The 22534-nt window shown below is 35.9% G+C and carries 15 protein-coding genes, 1 tRNA gene and 2 pseudogenes; 16 read left to right on the top strand and 2 right to left on the bottom strand.

Translation table 11 applies throughout. The annotated features are described in order from the left end of the window. Nucleotides 1-670: 670 nt before the first annotated feature. Nucleotides 671-753 (bottom strand) — tRNA-Leu (locus LB888_RS01465). Nucleotides 754-1052: 299 nt separating this feature from the next. Here LB888_RS01465 and LB888_RS01460 point away from each other — a divergent pair. From LB888_RS01460 to LB888_RS01400, 13 genes and pseudogenes are all read left to right on the top strand, one after another. Further along, nucleotides 1053-2195, top strand: a complete 1143-nt coding sequence (locus LB888_RS01460) for a hypothetical protein (protein ID WP_318753321.1) — start codon at nt 1053-1055, stop codon at nt 2193-2195. Continuing rightward, on the top strand, nt 2188-3405 hold the full coding sequence (locus LB888_RS01455) for an MFS transporter (RefSeq protein ID WP_318753320.1): 1218 nt from the start codon (nt 2188-2190) through the stop codon (nt 3403-3405). Before LB888_RS01460 ends, LB888_RS01455 begins: the two co-directional genes overlap by 8 nt. A gap of 791 nt (nt 3406-4196) precedes the next feature. Then, complete coding sequence (pheS, locus tag LB888_RS01450; RefSeq protein ID WP_412928130.1) at nt 4197-5264, top strand: phenylalanine--tRNA ligase subunit alpha; 1068 nt, start codon at nt 4197-4199, stop codon at nt 5262-5264. Then, the gene (gene pheT / locus LB888_RS01445; protein WP_318753319.1) at nt 5264-7684 is read left to right on the top strand and encodes a phenylalanine--tRNA ligase subunit beta; all 2421 of its coding nucleotides are present in this window, start codon (nt 5264-5266) and stop codon (nt 7682-7684) included. Before pheS ends, pheT begins: the two co-directional genes overlap by 1 nt. Before the next feature lie 241 nt (nt 7685-7925). Beyond that, nucleotides 7926-9273, top strand: a pseudogene (locus LB888_RS01440) (6-phospho-beta-glucosidase). 4 nt (nt 9274-9277) lie between these two features. Then, nucleotides 9278-10678, top strand: a complete 1401-nt coding sequence (locus tag LB888_RS01435) for a glycoside hydrolase family 1 protein (protein WP_318753318.1) — start codon at nt 9278-9280, stop codon at nt 10676-10678. Nucleotides 10679-10693: 15 nt separating this feature from the next. Next, nucleotides 10694-11785, top strand: a complete 1092-nt coding sequence (locus LB888_RS01430) for a DUF871 domain-containing protein (RefSeq protein WP_318753317.1) — start codon at nt 10694-10696, stop codon at nt 11783-11785. Between the two features lie 402 nt (nt 11786-12187). After that, nucleotides 12188-14191: a BglG family transcription antiterminator gene (locus tag LB888_RS01425; protein ID WP_318753316.1), complete on the top strand. Its 2004-nt coding sequence runs from the start codon at nt 12188-12190 to the stop codon at nt 14189-14191. 15 nt (nt 14192-14206) lie between these two features. Further along, a complete protein-coding gene (locus LB888_RS01420) occupies nt 14207-14518 on the top strand; it encodes a PTS sugar transporter subunit IIB (protein WP_066124810.1) in 312 nt (103 codons plus the stop codon). A 2-nt stretch (nt 14519-14520) separates the two neighbouring features. Next, a complete protein-coding gene (locus LB888_RS01415; RefSeq protein WP_078756131.1) occupies nt 14521-14853 on the top strand; it encodes a PTS lactose/cellobiose transporter subunit IIA in 333 nt (110 codons plus the stop codon). A gap of 1 nt (nt 14854) precedes the next feature. Then, complete coding sequence (locus LB888_RS01410) at nt 14855-15310, top strand: DUF3284 domain-containing protein (RefSeq protein ID WP_276646127.1); 456 nt, start codon at nt 14855-14857, stop codon at nt 15308-15310. A gap of 8 nt (nt 15311-15318) precedes the next feature. After that, a complete protein-coding gene (locus LB888_RS01405; RefSeq protein WP_318753315.1) occupies nt 15319-16749 on the top strand; it encodes a glycoside hydrolase family 1 protein in 1431 nt (476 codons plus the stop codon). Nucleotides 16750-16799: 50 nt separating this feature from the next. Then, nucleotides 16800-18170: a PTS sugar transporter subunit IIC gene (locus LB888_RS01400; RefSeq protein WP_318753314.1), complete on the top strand. Its 1371-nt coding sequence runs from the start codon at nt 16800-16802 to the stop codon at nt 18168-18170. 574 nt (nt 18171-18744) lie between these two features. On the opposite strand, the gene LB888_RS01395 is transcribed toward LB888_RS01400, so the two are convergent. Beyond that, nucleotides 18745-19416: a histidine phosphatase family protein gene (locus LB888_RS01395; RefSeq protein WP_318753313.1), complete on the bottom strand. Its 672-nt coding sequence runs from the start codon at nt 19414-19416 to the stop codon at nt 18745-18747. 559 nt (nt 19417-19975) lie between these two features. On the opposite strand from LB888_RS01395, the gene LB888_RS01390 reads away from it, so the two are divergent. The 3 genes and pseudogenes from LB888_RS01390 to LB888_RS01380 all read left to right on the top strand — a co-directional run bounded on the left by LB888_RS01390 (nt 19976) and on the right by LB888_RS01380 (nt 22527). Beyond that, nucleotides 19976-20938, top strand: a complete 963-nt coding sequence (locus tag LB888_RS01390; protein WP_318753312.1) for a YihY/virulence factor BrkB family protein — start codon at nt 19976-19978, stop codon at nt 20936-20938. Between the two features lie 5 nt (nt 20939-20943). Then, nucleotides 20944-22136 (top strand): annotated as a pseudogene (locus LB888_RS01385) (FtsW/RodA/SpoVE family cell cycle protein). Nucleotides 22137-22203: 67 nt separating this feature from the next. Continuing rightward, on the top strand, nt 22204-22527 hold the full coding sequence (locus tag LB888_RS01380; protein ID WP_318753311.1) for a glycine cleavage system protein H: 324 nt from the start codon (nt 22204-22206) through the stop codon (nt 22525-22527). The last annotated feature ends 7 nt before the right edge of the window (nt 22528-22534 follow it).

Below are 22534 nucleotides of genomic sequence, written 5' to 3'. Positions count from 1 at the left end.
ACCCCCGCACAGTTGGGAGTAGACCAGAAGTAGAAAATTGAATAATTTTCGCTTCGTATGCCTGTATCCCTTAAAGTTGAGACCATTCAAGCACTGCGCTTCTAAATATTGAGCAATAACTTGATTGAATTTATCAAAGTGATACCTCACCTCGTTAACACGCCATTTGAGACCACTCGACCACTGCGCTATTAATTTACGAACAATAATTTTAAATAAATTTATCAAGTTTATGCCCAGCCTCAATAGGTATTTCGATTGGTTAGTAGAATCTGATTCAAAATGACCACGAGGTACTCCATTAGCGAGAACTGCACGGCTTGTCATGCTTAATGCTTAACACGGGTAACTTTTTTATAAAATTGTATGACTAATAGTGTTGAGGTATTGTCTTAGGAAAAAAAGTCTGCTATAATACAGTCATTAGATTTTATCTCCCTATGAATCTAATAAAGACTAGTCGGAGCCCACTTAGTGGGCTTTTTTTTATGCCTATAATTTTGATAGGAAAATCGGCTCTATGTCAAATGGTGTGGGTCAACAGAAAGGACTCTGTTCACCTGCACCAAAAAGTATAGATTCGCTAATTTTTGATAAAAAAAGAGGTCGTACACATCTAAGTGATTTACGGCCTCTTAGTTATAAGATAATTGATTTATTGTATTTAAAATGCGGTAGATGGGAGTTGAACCCACACGAGTATACACTCACCACCCCCTCAAGATGGCGCGTCTGCCATTCCGCCACTACCGCAGGAAACAATATTAAAAATAGCATGTTATTCAACATTTGTCAAATGTCTTAAGCATTATTTTTGATGCCGGAGAAAGGTTTAGCAATTAATAACAGTGTTAGATACACCTTTCTAGACGATTTCAGTAGTAGTGTTATGGTCTTTTCAATTAATTATTAATATTTCTTAGAATAGGTTTGCACTCACAATGACCAAATTTTGTGCTATACTTAATAATTGTAAAAGTCGTAAATAATAATTTTTTTGGGAAATTAAGAAGAGTTGGAGTGATTTTTTGAAAAGGGAAGGATGGTGTAAAATGAAACTCAAATATTTAACATTAATGGGCGTTATGAGTTCACTCATTTTATCACCCATTAGTTCAGCTCAATCCACTCTTGAACCAACCGAAGAGAGTCTTTTGCGAAGTGAAGTGACAGAGGTTGAACCTTCGAAATTAGAAGGCTTAACTCAGCAACTTGAAGCATTAAAAGAGGTTCCGAGCTTTAAAATGCAATTAAAATTAGTGAATCAAAGAAGTAATGAAAAAACGGTTGAGGTGACCGTTTTAGGTAATACCACAACCGGCAATGCGATTATTGACTATGATTTCTATGATCGACTGTCAAATCCTAACCATTATCATGTTCGTCTGTATGCTTATGATAATTTTAAGTATGCATATGTCACGACTTTAGATTGGCTTAACTCGCTTGATTATTTCAGTCAACCTTACTTTAAGCGAGATGATGCTTTGGTGATGGCTTCAATTGATTCCCCCGTCGTTGAATTCGATCAAAGTCAACTAATAGGCTTTGATCAATTGACGAGTTTGAATGATGCGTTTCTATTATTACCGAATATGAACAAATTAGCTCAAGTTCGTGAAGAGAGTATTTACTATATCGATCCGATATATACGTTGAGTTTGGAAAGAATGGCCATTCCGGAAGTGATTTTTAGTGATACTAAAAATGTAAATTTAAAATTGACAACGGATGTCACGATTAATGAAACAGAAGCTAGTGCGATGCAAAAGTTAGAGTTAAGTGCGCAACCTAGTGGACTCGCTTTTGGAGCTTTAGTCAACCAACAAATTGATCGCACACGCTTAGCAACGATTGAGGGACTTGATATTAATCGCGATTTACCTAAAATGGACAAAGACCTAGGTGTCGCGACTACGATGGTGACCAAGAAATTAACCGATTTTGATATTGCCTTTAATGAACGTACTCAACTCTATACTTTAACTTTAGCTGGTGTCACTGAAAACTTTGACTTAAATATTTTTGAAGATAAAACAGCTAGCTTTAAATCATATGAATTTAAGACAGTTTATAGTTTTCAACCGTACGAGTGGACCATGCCTGATTTATTAGCTTTGAAATCCATCTCCCAAAAAGAATTAACTTATTTAATGACAAATGAATTAATAGATGAGGTATCAGAAAGTGAGTAAATTAACCTATCGTCATACCATTATTGCTTGTTTTATGGCTTATGTCGTGCAATCGATGGTGATTAATTATGTGCCTTTATTATTTGTACAGTTTCAAAATGAATTTTCAGTTGATTTAGTCCAAATAACGGCATTAGTTTCCTTAAATTTTTTAGTGCAATTAATGGCAGATGCATTATCCATCCCCATTATTAAAAGGATTGGTTATCGTTGGGTGGCTATATTGGCCCATTTATTAGCGGTATTAGGATTTGCTGCGATGGCACTTTTGCCGAATATGATAAGCAGTAATCCGTATATTGGCTTGGTGACTGCTACCGCTTTATATAGTGCAGGAGGCGGCTTGATTGAGGTGGTTAGTAATCCTATCTTAGAGGAAATCCCAACTGATAATAATGAACGAATGATGAGCTTGATGCATTCGTTTTATAGTTGGGGGTTTGTCGCCGTTACGATTATTGCGATGAGTTATTTTTACTTTGTCGGCATTGAACAGTGGCGTGTTCTGACATTTTTCTGGTGTATCATTCCGTTACTTAATATGATTTTATTCATTTTTGTACCATTACCAACAATCATCGAAGGAACTGCTGAAGGTGGCAGTATGATGGGATTATTAACCAATCAAGCTTTCTGGATTTTCTCGGTGATGATGTTTTGTGCAGGTGCTAGTGAGATGGCGCTGAGCCAATGGTTATCCCTTTATATGGAGAAAACTGTCGGTTTTTCTAAGGCGGTAGGAGACTTAGCCGGACCGCTTTCTTTTGCGGTGATGATGGGCTTGTTTCGGATTTACTTTGGCTTAGGAAAACATAATCTTTCCATTTTAAAATTCATTATGATTAGTTTGATAACTCTAACCATGAGTATTTTAGTAATGTCAATATTTAATTGGCCTTGGATTAGCTTATTAGGTAGTGCTTTGTATGGTGGTGCGGTTGGAATATTATGGCCGGGCACTTATAGTCTGGCAGGTAAAGGCTTAACCGGGGGGCCGATTATGTTTGGGATGTTAGCTTTAATTGGCGATTTAGGTTGTACAGTTGGTCCTGGATTAATTGGTCAAGTGGCTGCTTGGTCAGGTGGTAATTTACGTGTTGGCATTTTTTCAAGTATTATCTTTCCCTTGATATTCTTGTGGATGATTTATTTAGCAAAGAAAAAATCATTATTTGAAGGCAAGAACGAGGCAGCGGTTTTAAAAGAGTAAACCATCATTGATAAAAAAAGAGAGGTTTATAAGGAGTTAAAGCTTAGCACCCTTAAGCACGAGCTTCTTATAAGTCTCTTTTTATTTAGTCGACTCAAGGGGCGGTTCTTCAAGTCAATCCTAACGAGGTTCTTTTGATTGGAGAAACATCATCTCTAGCATACACTTTAGCATGGGGGTATCGGTACGAGTGATTGAATCAACGTGCACTCGGCTACAAGATATGTGCGCAATCTGTTATTGGAACGATGAGCATTTGGTTAAAAATAAGTGCGCAATCTGTTATTGGAACAATTCGCAGTCCGTCATTAAAGAAATGCGCACTAGGTTATTGAAGGATATCCCGTATATATTGATGCGCCTTAAAATATATAGATGAAATTAAAGCGAATGTTTCAATTATTCACCAAGCCCCTAACTAATTCACTCTAAAAAACTGTTACTTACGAATCTTTCCTGAGTTTCTATTGAGATTCATTTGAAAGTCCTTAGAATTCTTGCTATAATACCTTTTAGAAGACTATGATGAAAAATGTCAATTGTGCCGTCATCAGGGAGATTTAGCGTGACTGAAACTAAATCATGTAAGCCGCAAGAGACTTTCGCTTTCGGAGTCGTTCTGTTAAGAAAGAATCACTTTTGAAAAAGAACCCGCTACATCTCGGTTATAGATGCCAAGTGTCAAAGATTGGATTGCTTATAATCTTTGAAACAAGGGTGGTACCACGGTCATGCGTCCCTTTTTTGGGGGAGGCTATTTTTTTGTCATAAATTTTAAAAAGGAGTAAGCTATGAGTTCAAAATTACAAGAAACATTAGATAAGATTCAAGTCCTCATGCAAGAAGCATCTGGTGAATTAGAACAAGTTGATTCAATGAAAGTGTTAAATGCCTTAAGAGTGAAATACACTGGAAAAAAAGGAGTTATTGCGGATCTTGCTAAAGTAATGCGAGACCTAGATAATGACGGTCGTCGTGAACTAGGGCAACATATGAATGAGTTCAAGCAAAAAATTGAAACAACGATTGAAGTCTCAAAAGCACGTATTGAAGCGCGAGAGTTAGAAATTAAATTAGCAGAAGAGACACTTGATATTACGTTACCAGGTAAAAAACAAGCGTTAGGTAGTCGCCATATCATTACTCAAACCATGGAAGAAATTGAAGATTTATTCATTGGTATGGGGTATCAAGTGATTGAAGGGCCTGAAGTTGAATTAGATCACTATAACTTTGAAATGATGAACTTACCAAAAGGACATCCTGCTCGTGATATGCAAGATACGTTTTATATTTCAGAGGAAGTATTATTGCGAACGCATACTTCTCCTGTGCAAGCTCGTACGATGGAAAAACATGATTTTGAAAAAGACGGTCCATTAAAAATGATTAGTCCCGGTAAAGTATTCCGTCGTGATAGTGATGATGCGACGCACTCTCACCAATTCCACCAAATCGAAGGTTTAGTGGTAGATAAAGAGATTACATTAGCTGATTTAAAAGGGACGCTATTACAATTTGCTCAAAAATTATTTGGTGAAGAACGTGAAATTCGTTTACGTCCAAGTTATTTCCCATTTACTGAACCTTCAGTCGAAGTGGATGTCTCATGTTTTAAATGTGGTGGCAAAGGATGTTCAGTCTGTAAACAAACAGGTTGGATTGAAATATTAGGTGCTGGGATTGTCCATCCAAATGTATTAGAAATGGCCGGTATTGATTCAAGTAAATACTCAGGATTCGCTTTTGGGTTAGGACCAGATCGTGTGGCAATGTTGAAATATAATGTGGATGATATTCGTCACTTCTATCAAAATGATTTACGTTTCTCAGATCAATTCAAAGGAGGTCAAAATTAATGTTTTTATCATATGAATGGTTAAACGATTTTGTAGATTTATCAAAAATTAATGCAGATGAATTGGCTGATAAAATGTCTCGTACTGGTATTGAGATTGAAGGCGTAGAAAATTTTGGTGCTAATTTATCGAACTTAGTAGTGGGAGAAGTTGTAGAATGTGTCGATCATCCCAATAGTGACCACCTACATTTAACGAAAGTAGATGTCGGTCAAGATGCGTTATTACAAATTGTTTGTGGAGCACCGAATGTGCATGCGGGAGCAAAAGTAATTGTTGCGATGATTGGGGCTGTTTTACCAGGTGGATTCAAAATTAAGAAAAGTAAATTACGTGGTGAAGTATCAGAAGGAATGTTATGTTCACTGCAAGAATTAGGCTTTTCTGATAGTGTGATTCCTAAGAAATACGCAGATGGCATTTATTTATTCCCACAAGATGCGCCAGTGGGGCAAAGTGTGATTGACTATTTAAAATTAGATGATCCGATTTTAGAATTATCGATTACCCCTAACCGTGCAGATGCTTTATCAATGCTAGGCTCTGCGTATGAAGTAGGAGCAGTCATTAATCAACAACCAACAATTACGCAACCAGAAGCGTATCATTTTGCTGATAGTGCTGAATTATTAGAGACTGTATCAGTAACGGTTGCAGATGCTGCTTTATCACCACGCTATCAATTGCGAGTCATTAAAAACGTGACGGTAAAAGAAAGTCCATTATGGTTACAAATGCGCTTGATGAAAGCCGGTATTCGTCCATTAAATAATATCGTTGATATTACGAATTATTTCTTATTATTATATGGGCAACCCATGCATGCCTTTGACTATGATACGCTAGCTTCTAAAGCCATTTCAGTAGCAGCAGCCAATGAAGGGGAAACTTTCATGACTTTAGATGGGGCAGAACGTACATTATCGATACATGATGTGATAATTAAAGCCGGTGAAATTCCTGTTGCTTTAGCAGGTGTAATGGGGGGCATGGATTCCGAAGTCACAGAGAAGACCACGACAGTCTTATTGGAAACAGCTGTCTTTGACCGCTTAAATGTCCGTAAAACGGCGTCTAAATTTAATTTACGTTCTGAATCAAGTGCACGCTTTGAAAAAGGAATTAATTTAGCAACGATTGATGAAGCAGGAACCGCTGCAGCCCAAATGATGGCTGAATTAGGTGATGGCGTCGTTGAACCGGGTGTTAAGGAAGTGAATACCTTAACGGTTGAAAATAAACAAGTGACAGTTCCTTTATCAGCGATTGAAAAACGCATTGGAATTGAAATCACTCATGATGAATTACAAACCATTTTTGACCGTTTAGGTTTTGAAGTAACGATTCAAGAAACAGACTTTACCGTGTCGGTACCACCACGTCGTTGGGATATCGCGATTGAAGCAGATGTCTTAGAAGAAATTGCCCGTATTTATGGTTATGATAATATTCCCGTTACGTTACCAACTGTACCAAGTTCGCCAGGTCGCTTAAATTCAAAACAAAAATTAGTCCGTCAAACACGTGCGATCGCGGAAGGGTTAGGCTTAAATCAAGTGATTAGTTATGTCTTAACCTCACTAAAAGAAGCTGAATTATTACATGGTGAACAACCATTCGTCAAATTAGCCTTACCAATGAGTGAAGATCGTTCAGTATTACGTCAAAGTTTATTCCCAGCGCTAATGGAAATTGCGAAATATAACCAAGCGCGTCAAAATAAACCATTGGCCTTTTATGAAATTGGTAAAGTCTTTTATGGACAAGGCGATAATGTTCAACCAAAAGAAGAAGAGCGCTTTGGTATCTTAGTATCAGGACAAAATGCCGTAAATGCTTGGTATCAAGAGGCAATGAATTATGATTTTTATGACTTAAAGGGAATCATTGAAAGTTATTTCGAAGCGATTCGCTTAACTAACAAGATAACTTATCAAGCAACCCAAGATTATGCCGTCATGCATCCGGGTCGAACTGCAAATATCTTATTAGATGGTGAAGTAATTGGATTCTTTGGTCAAGTCCATCCTAAAGTAGCCAAAGATCATGATTTACCAGATGAGACATTCTTTGCGGAAATAAACTTTGATCAAGTATTAGCTTATGACCGTCCTGCTTTAGTGCAAACGATGATTCCAAAGTACCCTTCAACGTCACGTGACTTAGCTTTATTAGTACCTAAATCGATTATCCAACAAGAATTAGTCGATCTAATTAATGAAAAAGGTGGCCAATATTTACGATCAGTTGAATTATTTGACCGCTTTGTCGATGCTAAAATTGGAGAAGACAACCAATCATTAGCTTATCACTTAACCTTCCAAAACCCAGAGAAAACTTTAACGGATGAGGAAATTAATGCCGCAATGGCTAATATTACTGAAGCCCTTAATCAAATTGATGGCTTAGAAATTCGTTAATAGCGATAAAATAAATAACATTTTGAGACTGTGTAGAAATGAATGTTTCTGCATGGTCTTTTTTTACAGAAATTTTAGTTCGTCAATAATTCGCAGAGTTCTTTTTAATGCTTCACATTTTATTGAGGAAAATTGAAGGGGATTATAGACGTCTTCCGTATCGCTAAGGAAAAAGGGAGTCAATGAAATCATTTACATTGTAGTAAGCGTTCACTATAATGAAATTGAAAGGAGTGGTAATTTGAAGAGCATTAAATTAGTGACAATTGGTGGTGGCTCTAGTTATACACCGGAGTTGGTTGAAGGTATGATTTTAAGACAATCGAAACTCCAAATCAGTGAATGGTGGTTTGTCGATGTTGAATTAGGACAGGATAAATTAACTACGATTGTGGAGCTAGCTAAACGGATGGTTAAGAAAGCCGGACTAAATTGGCAAATTTATGGTACTTTAAATCGGCGTGAAGCATTGCAAGATGCAGATTTCGTTACTTCGCAATTTAGAGTAGGTCAATTAGATGCTCGTATTTTAGATGAATCGATTCCACTCAAATATGGGATGTTAGGTCAAGAAACGAATGGTGCCGGTGGTATTTTTAAAGCTTTTCGCACGATTGAAGCATATAAACCAATTATTGAAGACATGAAAGAGTTATGTCCTGATGCTTGGCTAATTAATTTCACTAATCCTGCTGGGATAGTAACTGAGGCTTTGATTAATCGCCTTGGATGGGCTAAAACGATTGGTGTTTGCAATATTCCGATTGGTCAGCAAAAAGCAGCGGCAGAAGTTTTAGACTTAGATGATAAACAATTAATGTTAAGACATGTGGGTCTCAATCATTTTCATTTTCATGAAGTATGGGATCAAGATGGGCATAATCGCACGGATGAAGTGATTGAAAAACTATATGGGACAGAACGAGAGGATAAAGTAAAGGGTGTAAAAAATATTACCAGTCTTGATTTTCCGATTGAGCTTTTAAGAAGTCTTCATTTATTGCCATGTGATTATCATCGCTACTTCTTTATTGAAACTGAAATGTTGGAAGATAGCATTCAACAATTTAAAGAAGGCACCGCACGTGGGAACAAGTAAAAAAATTGAAGAGGAGTTATTTGCTGTTTACCGCAATCCTCACACTGATGAAAAACCTAAACAATTAGAGTTACGAGGTGGTGCGTATTATAGTGACATTGCTTGTCAATTAATTGTCGCGATTGTTAACGACACTCATGAACAATTTACAGTTTCAACAGTTAACCAAGGGGTAATAGATTATTTACCAAAGGATTGTGTGGTGGAAATCTCAACTATAATTACAGCAAACGGTCCGATTCCATTAGCAGTACCAACCGTTTCACCCTTTGTTAAAGGGTATCTACAAATGATGAAGCAAATGGAATTGTTAACGGTTGAAGCGGCGATGACTGGCTCTTATGATTTAGCCTTACAAGCATTTATGATTCATCCTTTAATTGTCAATGATGCTAGAACACAAGTTGTTTTAAATGAACTATTATTGGCTCATGAATCATATTTACCACAATTTCATGACAGTATTGAAAAAATAAAAATAAAGGAGTAAAAACATGACTAAAGAGAAGAAATTTTATCAATTTCCTGAAGGGTTTTTATGGGGAAGTTCTACTTCTGGACCGCAAAGCGAAGGAACCGTTCCAGGTGATGGTAAGGGGATGAGTAATTGGGATTATTGGTTTAGTATTGAACCTGAACGATTCCATAATCAAGTGGGTCCAAGTCAAACCTCTACTTTTTATACTAACTACAAAAGTGATATTGAATTGCTTAAAGCAACAGGACACACCATTTTCCGACCATCGATTCAATGGTCTCGTTTAATCCCTGATGGTGTCGGTGAAGTTAATCGTAAGGCGGTTGATTTTTACCGTGATGTCTTTAAACGGATTAATGAAACGGGCGTTAAACTCATTGTCAACCTTTATCATTTTGACATCCCTTATGCTTTACAAGAAAAAGGAGGTTGGGAGACGAAAGAGACGGTTGAGGCTTATGAAAATTATGCTAGAACGTGTTTTGAATTATTTGGTGACTTGGTAGATACTTGGATTACCTTCAATGAACCGATTGTACCAGTGGAATGTGGTTATTTAGGCAATTATCACTATCCAGGAAAAGTAGATGCGAAAGCAGCGGTACAAGTAGCCTATAATACGCAATTAGCTAGCGCATTAGCGGTCAAAGCTTGTCATGAAACGAACCCTGAACATAAAATTTGTGTTGTGTTAAATTTAACTCCTGCGTATCCACGTAGTCAATCTGAAGAGGATGTAAAAGCTGCCCGTATAGCGGAATTATTCCAAACAAAGAGTTTCTTAGATCCATCCGTTTTAGGTGAGTATCCACGAGAACTTGTTGAAATTATAAACAAACATGGCTTAACACCAGATTATACTGATGAAGAATTGGCGATTATAAAAGAACATACAGTTGATTTCTTAGGCGTGAATTATTATCAACCACTAAGAGTTCAAGCTCGTACGACACCATGGGATGAAAGCCAACCGTTTATGCCGAACTATTATTTCCAAGGATATGATATGCCAGGTAAAAAAATTAACCCACATCGTGGTTGGGAAATATATGAACCAGGGATTTATGATATTGCGATGAATTTAAAAGAAAACTATGGGAATATCGACTGGATTTTAACGGAAAATGGAATGGGTGTTGAAGGTGAAGAAAAATTCAAAGTAGATGGGATGATTCAAGATGATTATCGTATTGAATTTATTGAAAATCATTTAATTGAATTACATCGTGCTATCGAAGAAGGTGCCAATTGCCATGGCTATATGTTATGGACTTTTATTGATTGTTGGAGTTGGCTCAATGCATATAAGAATCGATATGGGTTAGTAGAATTAGATTTAGTAACACAAGATCGAACTATCAAAAAATCTGGTTACTGGTTCAAACAATTAAGTGAACAAAATGGCTTTGAACGTTAGAAAGGAGTCATTGGCGTGGTAAATTTTGGTTTTTCTATTTATCCGGAAAATCATTCGGTCAAAAAAACCGAACAATACATGGATTTATTAAAGAAATATGGTGCAACACGAATTTTTATGAGTCTACTTCAATTAGAAACGGACGACACATCAATTTTTGATAAATATCAAGAAATAATTGCTTATGCCAATCAATTAGATTTAAAAGTAATTGCAGATATTAGCCCAAATTTTGTAAAACAAGCAGGGTGGGATCAAGATTTAATTGAAAAAGCCCATCAATTTGGTTTAAAAGGTCTACGCTTAGATGAAGCATTAGATATCGACGCTATTGTGGACTTAACTAAGAATCCATATGAAATTAAGATAGAGTTAAATATGAGTACGGACGCTACTTTATTAAACAAATTAATTGAAGCTGAGGCAAATTTAGAAAATATCATTGCTTGCCATAACTTTTATCCCCATGAATTTACCGGTTTATCCGTTGCGCATTTTGAAAAGATGAACCAATTATTTAAGGAGGCGGGCATTGAGACGGCCGCCTTTGTCAATGCGCAAACCGCAACTGAAGGGCCTTGGCCTTTATCAGAAGGGCTTTGTACCGTCGAAGATCATCGCCACTTACCGATTGAATTACAAGCAGCGTTATTAATCGCGACCGAACATATTGATAATATTTTAATTGCCAATCAATTTATTACCGAAGAAGAACTTCAAAAACTGACCCAACGAATAAATGAAGAGGTAATGGTGCTCCCAGTGAAACCGCTCCTAAAATTAACTGAGTCGGAGCGTCAAATTATTGAAGAACCGCATGTTTATCGTGGGGATATCTCGGATTATGTTATTCGGTCGACGATGACACGGATAAAATTTGCCGACCAATCAGTTGCACCACGAGATCAAGTGAAAATTGTTCAACGTGGTTCAATCATTATTGACAATGATTTGTATACACGATATAAAGGTGAATTACAAATTGCTTTGAAAGTCTTTGAGGTAAGCGATAAAGCAAATGTCGTAGCTAAAATATTACCGGAAGCAGTGACTTTATTGGAATATTTAAAACCATGGCAAGCTTTCAAATTAAAAATAATGGATTAGGTTGCCAATAGAAGAAATAAGGTTTAAGCGAGTAGGCTTGAATTAAATCAGATCAAGAGTTGCAAAAGCATTTTACTTTGCATGCCAGTAAAAATAGTCATGATGGACTTGTATTAGATATGCTGAAGTGTTGATTAGGACATGACGTTTTACATAACAAAAGAGCGCACAAAATAGCGTAAAACAATTTGTTTAAATAGTTAAATTTTATACTATATGAGGAAAAAGGTATAAGCAATTAGTCATGATGTATCTAAGCTATGTAGCAATGGAAGAGTATTAATTGTACTTACTTAATTAATCAAGCTGAGTTTCCTTAGCGATACGGAAATAACCAGTTTTATATTTCCTCAACGATTTGATATGATATAGTTGTAAAGGGTTTCGTATTCGAGAGGAGGTATGTATGCTTTCAAAAAAGAAGTAAGTTTATTGGAATGCTTATTAAAGAATAAAACACATTATTTATCTAGTGCTGAACTTGCTAAAGAAATTGATACTAGCGATCGAACGGCTCGTAAATATTTACAGCAATTGGCACAAACGATTGCAGGTCATGGTGCTCGTTTAATCTCTAAACCCGGGAATGGTTATCTTTTAGAAATCACTCATGCCTTAGAATTTGAAATTTTTTGGCAAGAAACATTAACTTCCAAGAAGTCAATGACGGATATTACCCAAGTTGAAGAGTCAACCGATCGCCAGCATTATGTGTTAAATAAATTATTTTTTAATGATGCGCCATTGTTGTTTGATGATTTAGCCGATGAACTTTATATTAGTAAAACAACTTTAACCAATGTCTTAAACGATATTCGTCAACAGGTACAAGGCTATGGTTTACAATTGTTAAATAATAAAGATGGCATTCGAATTGAAGGGGTCGAGTCGGATATTCGTCATTTTATGATGGACTATTTCTTTATTGATACTTTTGATGATTCTATGTTTGCTTTTGTTGGTGGCACGTTGTTATCAGAGATTAATTTTGCTGAAATTACTATTGTAGTAATTGACGAGTGTCGAGATGCTTTATTAAAATTATCGGACTATGTTGTGCATAATCTGGTGTTACATATTGCCTTAATGATTAAGCGTATCCGCACGGGGTATTCAATCAAAGAATTTAAAGTTGCCCCAGATATTCAAAAATCCAAAGAATACGAAGTAGCTTTAAGAATTTTATATCGCTTAGAGACTGCTTTTAATGTCAAGTTTCCAATTGAGGAAGCGAATTATATAGCCTTACATTTAAAAGTTAAGCAAACTCAGTTAACAAAAGAAGTTGATAAAACTAAAGATGAACCAAATAGTCTAAAGAATCAAATACTGAATGTTTTGGAAGCTATCTCTCAGGAAATCGAAATGAATTTAGCATCGGATACGGTTTTAATCAATGGCTTAACAGCGCATTTCCATCCACTGATCATTCGATTAAAGAATAAAATTCAATTATCAAACCCTTTAGTTGAAGAGATTAAAACAAAGTTTCCAGAAATATTAGCGATAACTAAAAAATATTTTGCTAAGATGCCATTATTAGAAGGACAAGAATTGTTAGATGACGAGTGGGCGTATATTGCAATCCATGTATTAGCCGCCATTGAACGTGATGTAAACCGCAATAAACTGCAGGTGCTGGTTGTATGTGCAACTGGAACTGGAAGTGCGATGATGCTGAAGAATCGACTAGAAAATGAGTTTGGAGGAAGCATCAAAATTGTGGATGTTGTTGGCTATTATGAAGTGAATGAAGAACGATTGAAAGGGATTGACTTAATCATTTCTTCAATTAACTTATCGAATTTACTGTTTTTAACACCGGTCGTACATGTGAGTGTCTTTCTAACTTCAGATGAAGTACGTGAAATTAGACAATATATTCGGACTAGCTCAACTCGTCAAAATGAACCCCATCAAAAAGTAGCTTTAGAAAAAATTAAAGCCGAGCAAATTGCAAAAGAAATTTTTAGTAAGGAAAAATTTGTTTATTTTGAAGAAATTATCGATAAAAATACCGCTTTAGAACAAATGATTTTATTACTTAATGAGGCCGAAAAACCTGATTTTAAAGATCAGATGATGCATCAATTAAGTTTACGTGAAACGTATAGTCCAGTAGTTTATGGAGAACGTCTAGCTTTTCCTCATCCAACAGTTCCAATGAGTTTAACCGAACAAGTCGTGGTGGGGATTTGTAAAGAACCATTATATTGGAGTGAAGAACATCCATCTGTACGTTTTATCTTTTTGCTATCACCATCAAAAGGTAGCAATGAAAAAATGAAGTACATTTCACCTTGTTTGGTTGATTTTGTTAATAATGAAATGGCACAAGCTTTGTTGTTACAACAACCAGACTATAAGCAGTTGGTGAATATATTTATTAATTTATTACAAAAATAATTGGAGGAACAGAAAATGAAAAATATTATGTTAGTTTGTAATGCAGGAATGTCTACAAGTATGTTAGTAACAAAAATGGAAAAGGCTGCTCAAGAAAAAGGTATTGAAGCAACGATTTGGGCAGTACCTGTTTCTGAAGTTGATAGCGAAGTAGCAGCTAAAGATATTGATGTTTTATTAGTAGGACCACAAGTAAAATTCATGTTAAAAGAGTATAAAGAAAAATTTGAACCTAATATTAAAGTAAGTGATATCAATATGATGGATTACGGTACGATGAATGGTACTAATGTTTTTAATTATGCAATGGAAATGATTGGAGAATAAGGATGGCAGAACCAAAAAATTTAGAACAAGTCATGGGGCTAATTATGCATGGAGGGGACGCCAAAGGAAAAGCAGTCGAAGCTATTCGTGCAGCAAAAGCAGGTCGATTTGAAGAAGCTAAGACTTTAATTGTTGAAGCAAATACTGCCTTGAACACTGCGCATAAATCACAAACAGCTCTATTAACGCAAGAAGCATCTGGCGATAATGTAGAATTATCTTTATTATTGATTCACGGCCAAGATCATTTAATGACAGCTTTAACATTTATTGATGTAGCAAAAGAGATTATTGAGTTACATGAAAAAATTGATCGATTAACAGAGGATGAGTAAGGTGGAAGTAGCAAAAGTATTAAATGTCCCAATTGAGGATGTTTTTGATGCCATTACACTATCATTTAAACAAGATTACTATGCTAATACTGATATGGAATTAGTAGATGAAGAAATTGTCGAAGGCTTAACGTATATAAAGAAATTTGGTCGTAATAATCAAAATAGTATCCGCTTGACGGTTAAAGAGTTTAAAAGACCAACACATTATTGCGTTGTTTATGGGTCTAACCAAGGTAAACAAGAAGTTCAATATCAATTAAGGGCTATTACTGATAAAGAAACAGAAGTAACTTATATCCAAGTATATGAGCCGGCAGGAATTTTCCATAAAGTCAATGCTTGGATAATGGATAAAGTTTTTGCTGCAAGTGTGAAGAAGAAAATTGAAGCACAATTAACTGGTTTGGAATCTTTTGCTAAAACAACTAGTCAACAAATTAATACAAGAAAGTAGGCGAAGAATTGAAAGAAATAGTGTCAAATTTAAGATCCGATTTCCTATGGGGTTCTGCTTCAGCTGCTTATCAAATTGAGGGCGCATGGAATGAAGCTGGAAAATCACCCTCTGTTTGGGATGAATACGTCCGTATTCCTGGAACCACATTTAAGGGAACGACAGGAGATGTCGCAGTTGATCATTATCATCGCTATAAAGAAGACGTTGCATTAATGGCTGAAATGGGCTTAAAAGCCTATCGATTCTCCATTGCTTGGACTCGCATTTTACCGAAGGGACGTGGTGAAGTCAATGAAGCAGGGGTTAAATTCTATTCTGATTTAATCGATGAATTAATTAAAAATGATATTGAACCTTTAGTTACCCTATATCATTGGGATTTACCACAATGTTTAATGGATGAATATGGTGGTTGGGAAGATCGTCAAATTATTGATGACTTTAATGAATATGCTTCAGTTTTATTCGAGCGTTTTGGAGACCGTGTTAAATATTGGATTAGTTTAAATGAACAAAATATATTTGTTAGTTTAGGCTACCAATTAGCAATGCACCCTCCAGGTGTAAAAGATACTCAAAGGATGTACAATGTTAACCATATTGCTAATTTAGCGAATGCAAAAGTGATTAATACTTTTCACGATATGGTTCCAGATGGAAAAATCGGACCAAGTTTTGCTTATTCACCAAATTATGCTAAAGATAGTAATCCAATTAATGTGTTGGCGGCTGAAAAAGCTGAAAATTTAAATGCCTATTTCTGGATGGATATCTATTTATGGGGACGTTATCCAAAATCTGCCCTTCGTTATTTAGAAGAGCAAGGAATTACATTAGATATTCAATCAGGAGACATGGAGCTATTAGCATCTGCTAAACCAGACTTCTTGGGTATAAATTATTATCAAACTAATACTATTGCCTATAATCCCATTGACGGTGTAGGAGTTGGAAAAATGAATACTACTGGTAAAAAAGGTTCTTCTGGTGAGACAGGTGTACCCGGACATTATAAACGAATTGCCAATGAGTTTGTCGAACGAACGAATTGGGATTGGGAAATTGATCCAAAAGGTTTACAAGTTGGCTTACAACGTATTACTAGTCGTTATGATATACCAGTATTGATTACCGAGAATGGTTTAGGAGAGTATGATCAATTAACTGAAGATGGTAAAGTACATGATCAATATCGTATCGATTATTTACAAAGTCATGTTGCTGCTTTAAATGAAGCTGTGGCAAATGGGACGGAATTGTTAGGTTATTGTACGTGGTCGTTTACTGATTTATTATCGTGGTTAAATGGTTATCAAAAACGATATGGCTTTGTATATGTGGATAAACATGAAGTTGAAGAGGGAACTTTAGAACGCTTGAAAAAAGATAGCTACTATTGGTACCAAGAACTCATCCATACTCATCAAACGAAATAACTATTTTATTCTATCTATCAAATTTAAAAAATTTAGGAGTTGTAAATATTATGTCAAATTTTTCAGATAAATTTATGGAAATTTCTGGAAAAATCGGTTCACAACGTCATTTAGTGGCGATTCGGGACTCATTTATTGCGATGATGCCTATCACAATGGCTGGGTCAGTTGCCGTTTTACTAAATGTCTTCTTACGTGATATTCCAACCAATCTAGGTTGGACCGGTTTTGCTGCAGCAATGCAACCGATTATCGATATTAACGGATATGTATACTTCGGTACCATCGGGATTATGGCATTATTCTTTGCCTTTGCCTTTGGTTATAACTTATCTGTGATGTATAAAGTGAACCCACTAGCAGGGGGATTAATTTCTTTTGCATCATTTATTTCTACAATGCCACAATCATTAAACATCATGACGCCTTTAGAAGGGGCCGACGCTTCATTGATTGATGGTTTAACAAAATTAGGATTAAATGTCATGTCAGCCGACGGGGTTTCTACATTAGAAACGAGTGAATGGGGTGCGATTGCATTAAAATATGCCGGCGCAACAGGTTTGTTTACAGCATTAATTATTGGATTTTTAGCGACTTGGGTATATGCGACCCTAACTCATAAGAACTTTACCATTAAATTGCCTGATACAGTGCCACCTGCAGTTAATAAAGCCTTTGCAGCGATTATTCCAGGTACAGCAGCAATTTATACTTCAGCTATTGTTGCCTTTTTAGCATTTGCTTTAACAGGACAAGCTATTAATGATTTAGTGTCAACATACATTCAAATGCCATTAATGGGCTTATCACAAGGGCTTGGATCAGTTATCTTATTAACTTTCCTAGTTCAATTATTCTGGTTCTTTGGTTTACATGGGCACAATGTATTGGCTCCAGTAATGGATGGTATTTACGGCGTAGCCTTAAATGAAAATACCGCTATTTATGAAGCAACTAAAGATATTGCTCAATTACCTTGGACTTGGACTCGTGGTTCATTTGATGCTTATGCTCAAATGGGTGGTTCTGGTGTTACTTTAGGATTAATTATTGCTATCTTCCTATTATCCAAGCGTGAAGATCATAAAACAATAGCAAAATTAGCAGCGCCAATGGGAGTTTTCAACATTAACGAACCTATTATATTTGGGATGCCGATTGTGTTAAATCCTCAATTTGTGATTCCATGGTTAATTGTTCCACCTATTTGTGCAACAATTGGATACTTGGCAACCGCAGCAGGATTAATTCCACCTGTATTCTTAGCTGTTCCTTGGATTACACCTCCAGGACTCTTTGCTTATTTAGCGACAGGAGGTAGCTTCATGGCTGGTTTAGTTTCGTTATTTAACTTACTAATATCCTTCTTAATTTGGTTACCGTTTGTTATCTCTGCTAATAAAGTAAAAGCTGATTAATAATATGGAGAAAAATGGCTCTACTTTTCTCATGGCTTTAGGTTTTTTCCTAGTAGCAGTGAGCCCATTATGGGGAAATAAATACTTGAACATTATCACTGGCTTAACACTAGTGGGATGTGGCTATTACTTTTTGAGAAAGAAAAAATAATATTAATGATAGATAGATGAAATGATTATCAAAAAGACTGGGTAGAAAGTTTGAAATTCTGCCCAGTTTTCTTTCTTCATCTACTTTTTTTAGAATAATAAAAGCTTGATCACAGTTGTTTTGGGCAAGCGTTCAGTCGATTGCTCGTTTCAACATAAAAAGAGATTAAACCGCATCTGTTTAGACGAGTTTAATCTCTTTTATTTGCATGAAGTAGGCTGGGAATAAAGTTGATAAATTTAGTCAAAATTATTGTTTTTAATTAATAGCGCAGTGGTTGAGCAGACGAAGCAAAAATCATTCGATTTTCTACTTCTGGTCTACTCCCAACTTTGCGGGAGGGTGAAAACGAAGCAAAAATCATTCGATTTTCTACTTCTTGCCTACTCCCCACTTCGTTAATTTGGTGCGCTGTCGATAGTATTAGTCGGTAAAATGACTGGTGTCGTTATATTCTAATAAACGAAACTGTCCATCGATATATTGAACAACTGATACTGATGCATTATTTAAGCGCTCTTGTTCATTGAAATCTGCTACTAAGCCATGTAATAAGTTTTGAATGGTTAATCCATGACTGACGATTAAAACATTTTGTTCTGTACCAGCATGACGATTTAACAATTCTAATAAGCCACTTTCAACACGTGTCCAAAATTGACGATAGTTTTCAGCGTATTTATAAGGGTCTAATTTATGGACGGTGTTTAAAAAGACATCTGCAGTTAATTGGCTACGGTCTTTCACGTCACTCACATTCGCAATATGTTCACGGACATCACGCCATAATTGATTGGCATCGAGTCCTTCATAAAAGCCAAAATGAACTTCACGAAATTCGACCATTGGATGAATGGTTAATTCTTGTGCGTAATGATTTTCTTCTAAAATAATTTGCGCTGTTTCAATGGTACGCATTAAATCACTAGTATAAACCGCATCAAACTTTACGTTAGCTAATCCTTTACCACTGCGGTGGGTATCGTGAATCCCTTTTTCGGTTAATGGTGCATTTGCCCAACCCTGAATTCGCTCCAAGCGATTTAACATTGTTTCTCCGTGACGCATAAAATAAAAAGTAACTCCTGTAGACATATGCACTCTCCTTGTAAATAATAATGAGCATTTTTTTATTCTCGGGAAAATCTAAAAAAACCCGATAGTTCATCTAATTACTTAGATATAATTGAATTATCATTTTAGAAGGAATCGAAGGGGTGAGAAGTCGATAATTACATGCAATGCGCTTCGTCAGCTCATTAGCATGGTGGGGGTGGGTGAGAAGTCGAAAAGTAAATGCTTTGTGTTTTGTTTGACTTCCTCGTATGGTTCAACCGCTGCGTTGTTGATTAATTTTAGCAAGTTATTACCTTGTCTCGTTAAAACGCCGTTTGACACCATTCAACCCCGAAACGATAAAATATTAAAACGCAATTTTTAACGTTTTGCCCAAGCTCATTTTGCTTAGTAGTTTATCGACTAGTAACGTATGTTAATTGCCTATTCCCTCAATGAATGATTTTTTTAATAGTTAACAATAGTATTATATCATGTTTACCTGAGCATTCAAATTTAAAAAGTAATGGTCTTAGAGTGCAAATTCGCTCTAATTATGGTATTGTAGTAGAGTATAAAAGACGAAAGGAGCAAGTCTATGGTGAATGAGCAACCGACGACTGTCCAACGATTATTAAAGGTATTAGCGGTTAATCCCCAACGGAAATTTGGTAGTTATGCTGCTGAGTTATCCTTTTATATTATTTGGGCTGTAGTACCATTATTATTAGCAATAGCCAATGTGATTGCTGTATTACCTTTTTCTTCAGATCAAATTGTTTCAGTCATCAATGATGCGATGCCCGCTGAAGTAAGTGACGTAATTGTGCCAATATTAGAAAACTATATTGCGAGTACCAGTGTGAAAGCATTATCTCTGGGGTTAATTATTTCACTTTGGCCCGCCTCAAATGTCTTTAATGCCGTTCAACGTATTTTAAATACGATTTTTAAAGCCAAACCACGTAAAAATGCTCTTATATCAAGAGGGTTTGCTTATGTGTTTACTTTAGCTTTAGTCGTTTTAATATTTTCACTAACATTGGTCTTTGTATTTGGTGAAACCATATTAAATTATCTCACCAGTACCTTTGACATTGAGATTCCTTTTGTAGGTGCCATTTTACAAAATAGTGGCTTGATTGGGCTATTGAGTTTGTTTATTTTAATGTTCTCGATTTATCAGTTTATGCCAAATGTTAATTGGTCGCCAAAATACGCGAGTGTGGGTGCGATTATAGCATTGATTGGTTTTGGCTTGATCTCACAATTATTTACCGTTTATTTATCATTTAATAAAAATATCGACAGTAACAGTGCGATTGGAATTTTTATTGTGGTTATTATCTGGTTGTATTATAATATGATGGTTATCTCTTTAGGAGCCTATGCAGCGGTTCTCTATCATGATTATTGTGAACGTGATTATTTAGAAATGGTAGCAGAGACAACCGAAGTAGAGAAATTTCAAGCAAGAAGTCCACATTTTAAAACTTATCAAGCGGCAAAAACAGTGGCTCCACTTAAAATTACCAAACAAACGATTCAGGAAGAAGGATAAGATTTATGGCGAAAACAAGACGATTAGTCGCTTATCACGACAGTCGGGTAGATTATGGATTGATTTTAACCGTCTTAATTTTAGCTATTATTGGGATTGTCAGTGTTTATGCGACAACCGTAATGATTGATGGCGAAAATTTAAGAGCGACGTTAATGCATGCTTTATGGTATGCGGTAGGCGCAATTACTGTTATTCTGGCAATGCAATTTGATAGTGAACAATATTGGAAACTCTCAACCTATTTATATGGTTTTGGATTGCTGTTACTGGTCTTGGTCTTAATTTTTTTGACCGTGAGACAGCAGCAGAAACGGGGGCCTATTCATGGTTTAGAATTGGGGGCTTCTCGTTTCAACCTTCAGAGGTATTTAAACCGGCTTATATTGTTTTTCAAGCACGGGTGATTACTGAACATAATAATAAATTTACCAATCGGACAGTTAAATCAGACTTTATTTTAATTGGGAAAGTATTATTATTTGCTTTACCGGCTTTAGTTTTAATTCAATTACAAAATGACTTGGGAACAAACTTGGTAATGTTATCCATTACCGCAGGGATGTTATTATTATCAGGAATCGCCTGGAAAATTATTATACCGGTCTTTTTATTCGTGACGATAACCGGTGGTGGCTTAATTTATATGGCGATGTATCATGAAGATATCTTATTTAAAATCGGCTTTATGCCTTATCAATTATCCCGTATTCATTCATGGTTAGATCCCTTTGGCGACACTCAAGGCGATGCGTTCCAATTATCACGAAGCTTATTGGCGATTGGTTCCGGAGGTCTAGTGGGTAAAGGAATTGGTGTTTCAGAAGTGAATGTACCGGTTCGTGAATCTGACTTTATCTTTACAACGATTGCCGAAAACTTTGGTTTTATGGGAGCCGCTTTCTTATTATTCATTTATTTTGTCTTAATTTATCAAATGGTTCAAACTTGTTTTGAGACGAAAAATGAATTTTATACTTATATTGCGGGTGGCGTTATTTCGATGATTTTATTCCATATTTTAGAAAACATCGGCATGACGATTGGTTTATTACCGATTACCGGGGTGCCATTACCCTTTATCTCTCAAGGGGGATCGGCCTTATTAAGTAATTTAATTGGTGTCGGATTAATTATGTCGATGAAATACCATCATCGCAGTTATATGTTTGCTAATGATAATCAATTTGAGTTTTAATTTAACTATAAGATGCCTTTGCTAGCAATAGCGGGGCTTCTTTTTAAGGAAAATGGAGGAATTTATTATGAAAAAAATGACAGAACAATTATGGGTTTTACAAGAAGCGGATCAGTATATTATCGGAATGACCCCTTGTTTACAAGAGGAAGCGGGTGATGTTTCTTATGTTAATATTGCGAATATCGGAGAAATCGAAGCAGATGATACTTTATTAAACTTAGAAGCTTCGAAAGCTGCAATTGAAGTTCCGAGTCCTTTATCAGGAAAAATTATTAAAATCAATGAGGCGGCTATCGATAATCCAGCTTTATTAAATAGCGAAGAAGCGAATGATAATTGGATTGCTGTATTAACCGATGTTGATGCTAGCGAATTTGATGCCTTATAAAAGAGTG

The sequence above is a fragment of the Globicatella sp. PHS-GS-PNBC-21-1553 genome (assembly GCF_033564055.1).
GTDB lineage: Bacteria > Bacillota > Bacilli > Lactobacillales > Aerococcaceae > Globicatella > Globicatella sulfidifaciens.
Note: the sequence above shows the minus strand (reverse complement) of the source record. Positions and strands in the feature narration are given on the sequence as shown.

Coding starts and splice junctions, on each gene's coding strand:
- LB888_RS01460 (WP_318753321.1), top strand. CDS start 1,053: ATGAAACTCAAATATTTAACATTAATGGGCGTTATGAGTTCACTCATT.
- pheS (WP_412928130.1), top strand. CDS start 4,197: ATGAGTTCAAAATTACAAGAAACATTAGATAAGATTCAAGTCCTCATG.
- pheT (WP_318753319.1), top strand. CDS start 5,264: ATGTTTTTATCATATGAATGGTTAAACGATTTTGTAGATTTATCAAAA.
- LB888_RS01435 (WP_318753318.1), top strand. CDS start 9,278: ATGACTAAAGAGAAGAAATTTTATCAATTTCCTGAAGGGTTTTTATGG.
- LB888_RS01425 (WP_318753316.1), top strand. CDS start 12,188: ATGTATGCTTTCAAAAAAGAAGTAAGTTTATTGGAATGCTTATTAAAG.
- LB888_RS01420 (WP_066124810.1), top strand. CDS start 14,207: ATGAAAAATATTATGTTAGTTTGTAATGCAGGAATGTCTACAAGTATG.
- LB888_RS01415 (WP_078756131.1), top strand. CDS start 14,521: ATGGCAGAACCAAAAAATTTAGAACAAGTCATGGGGCTAATTATGCAT.
- LB888_RS01400 (WP_318753314.1), top strand. CDS start 16,800: ATGTCAAATTTTTCAGATAAATTTATGGAAATTTCTGGAAAAATCGGT.
- LB888_RS01395 (WP_318753313.1), bottom strand. CDS start 19,416: ATGTCTACAGGAGTTACTTTTTATTTTATGCGTCACGGAGAAACAATG.
- LB888_RS01390 (WP_318753312.1), top strand. CDS start 19,976: ATGGTGAATGAGCAACCGACGACTGTCCAACGATTATTAAAGGTATTA.
- LB888_RS01380 (WP_318753311.1), top strand. CDS start 22,204: ATGAAAAAAATGACAGAACAATTATGGGTTTTACAAGAAGCGGATCAG.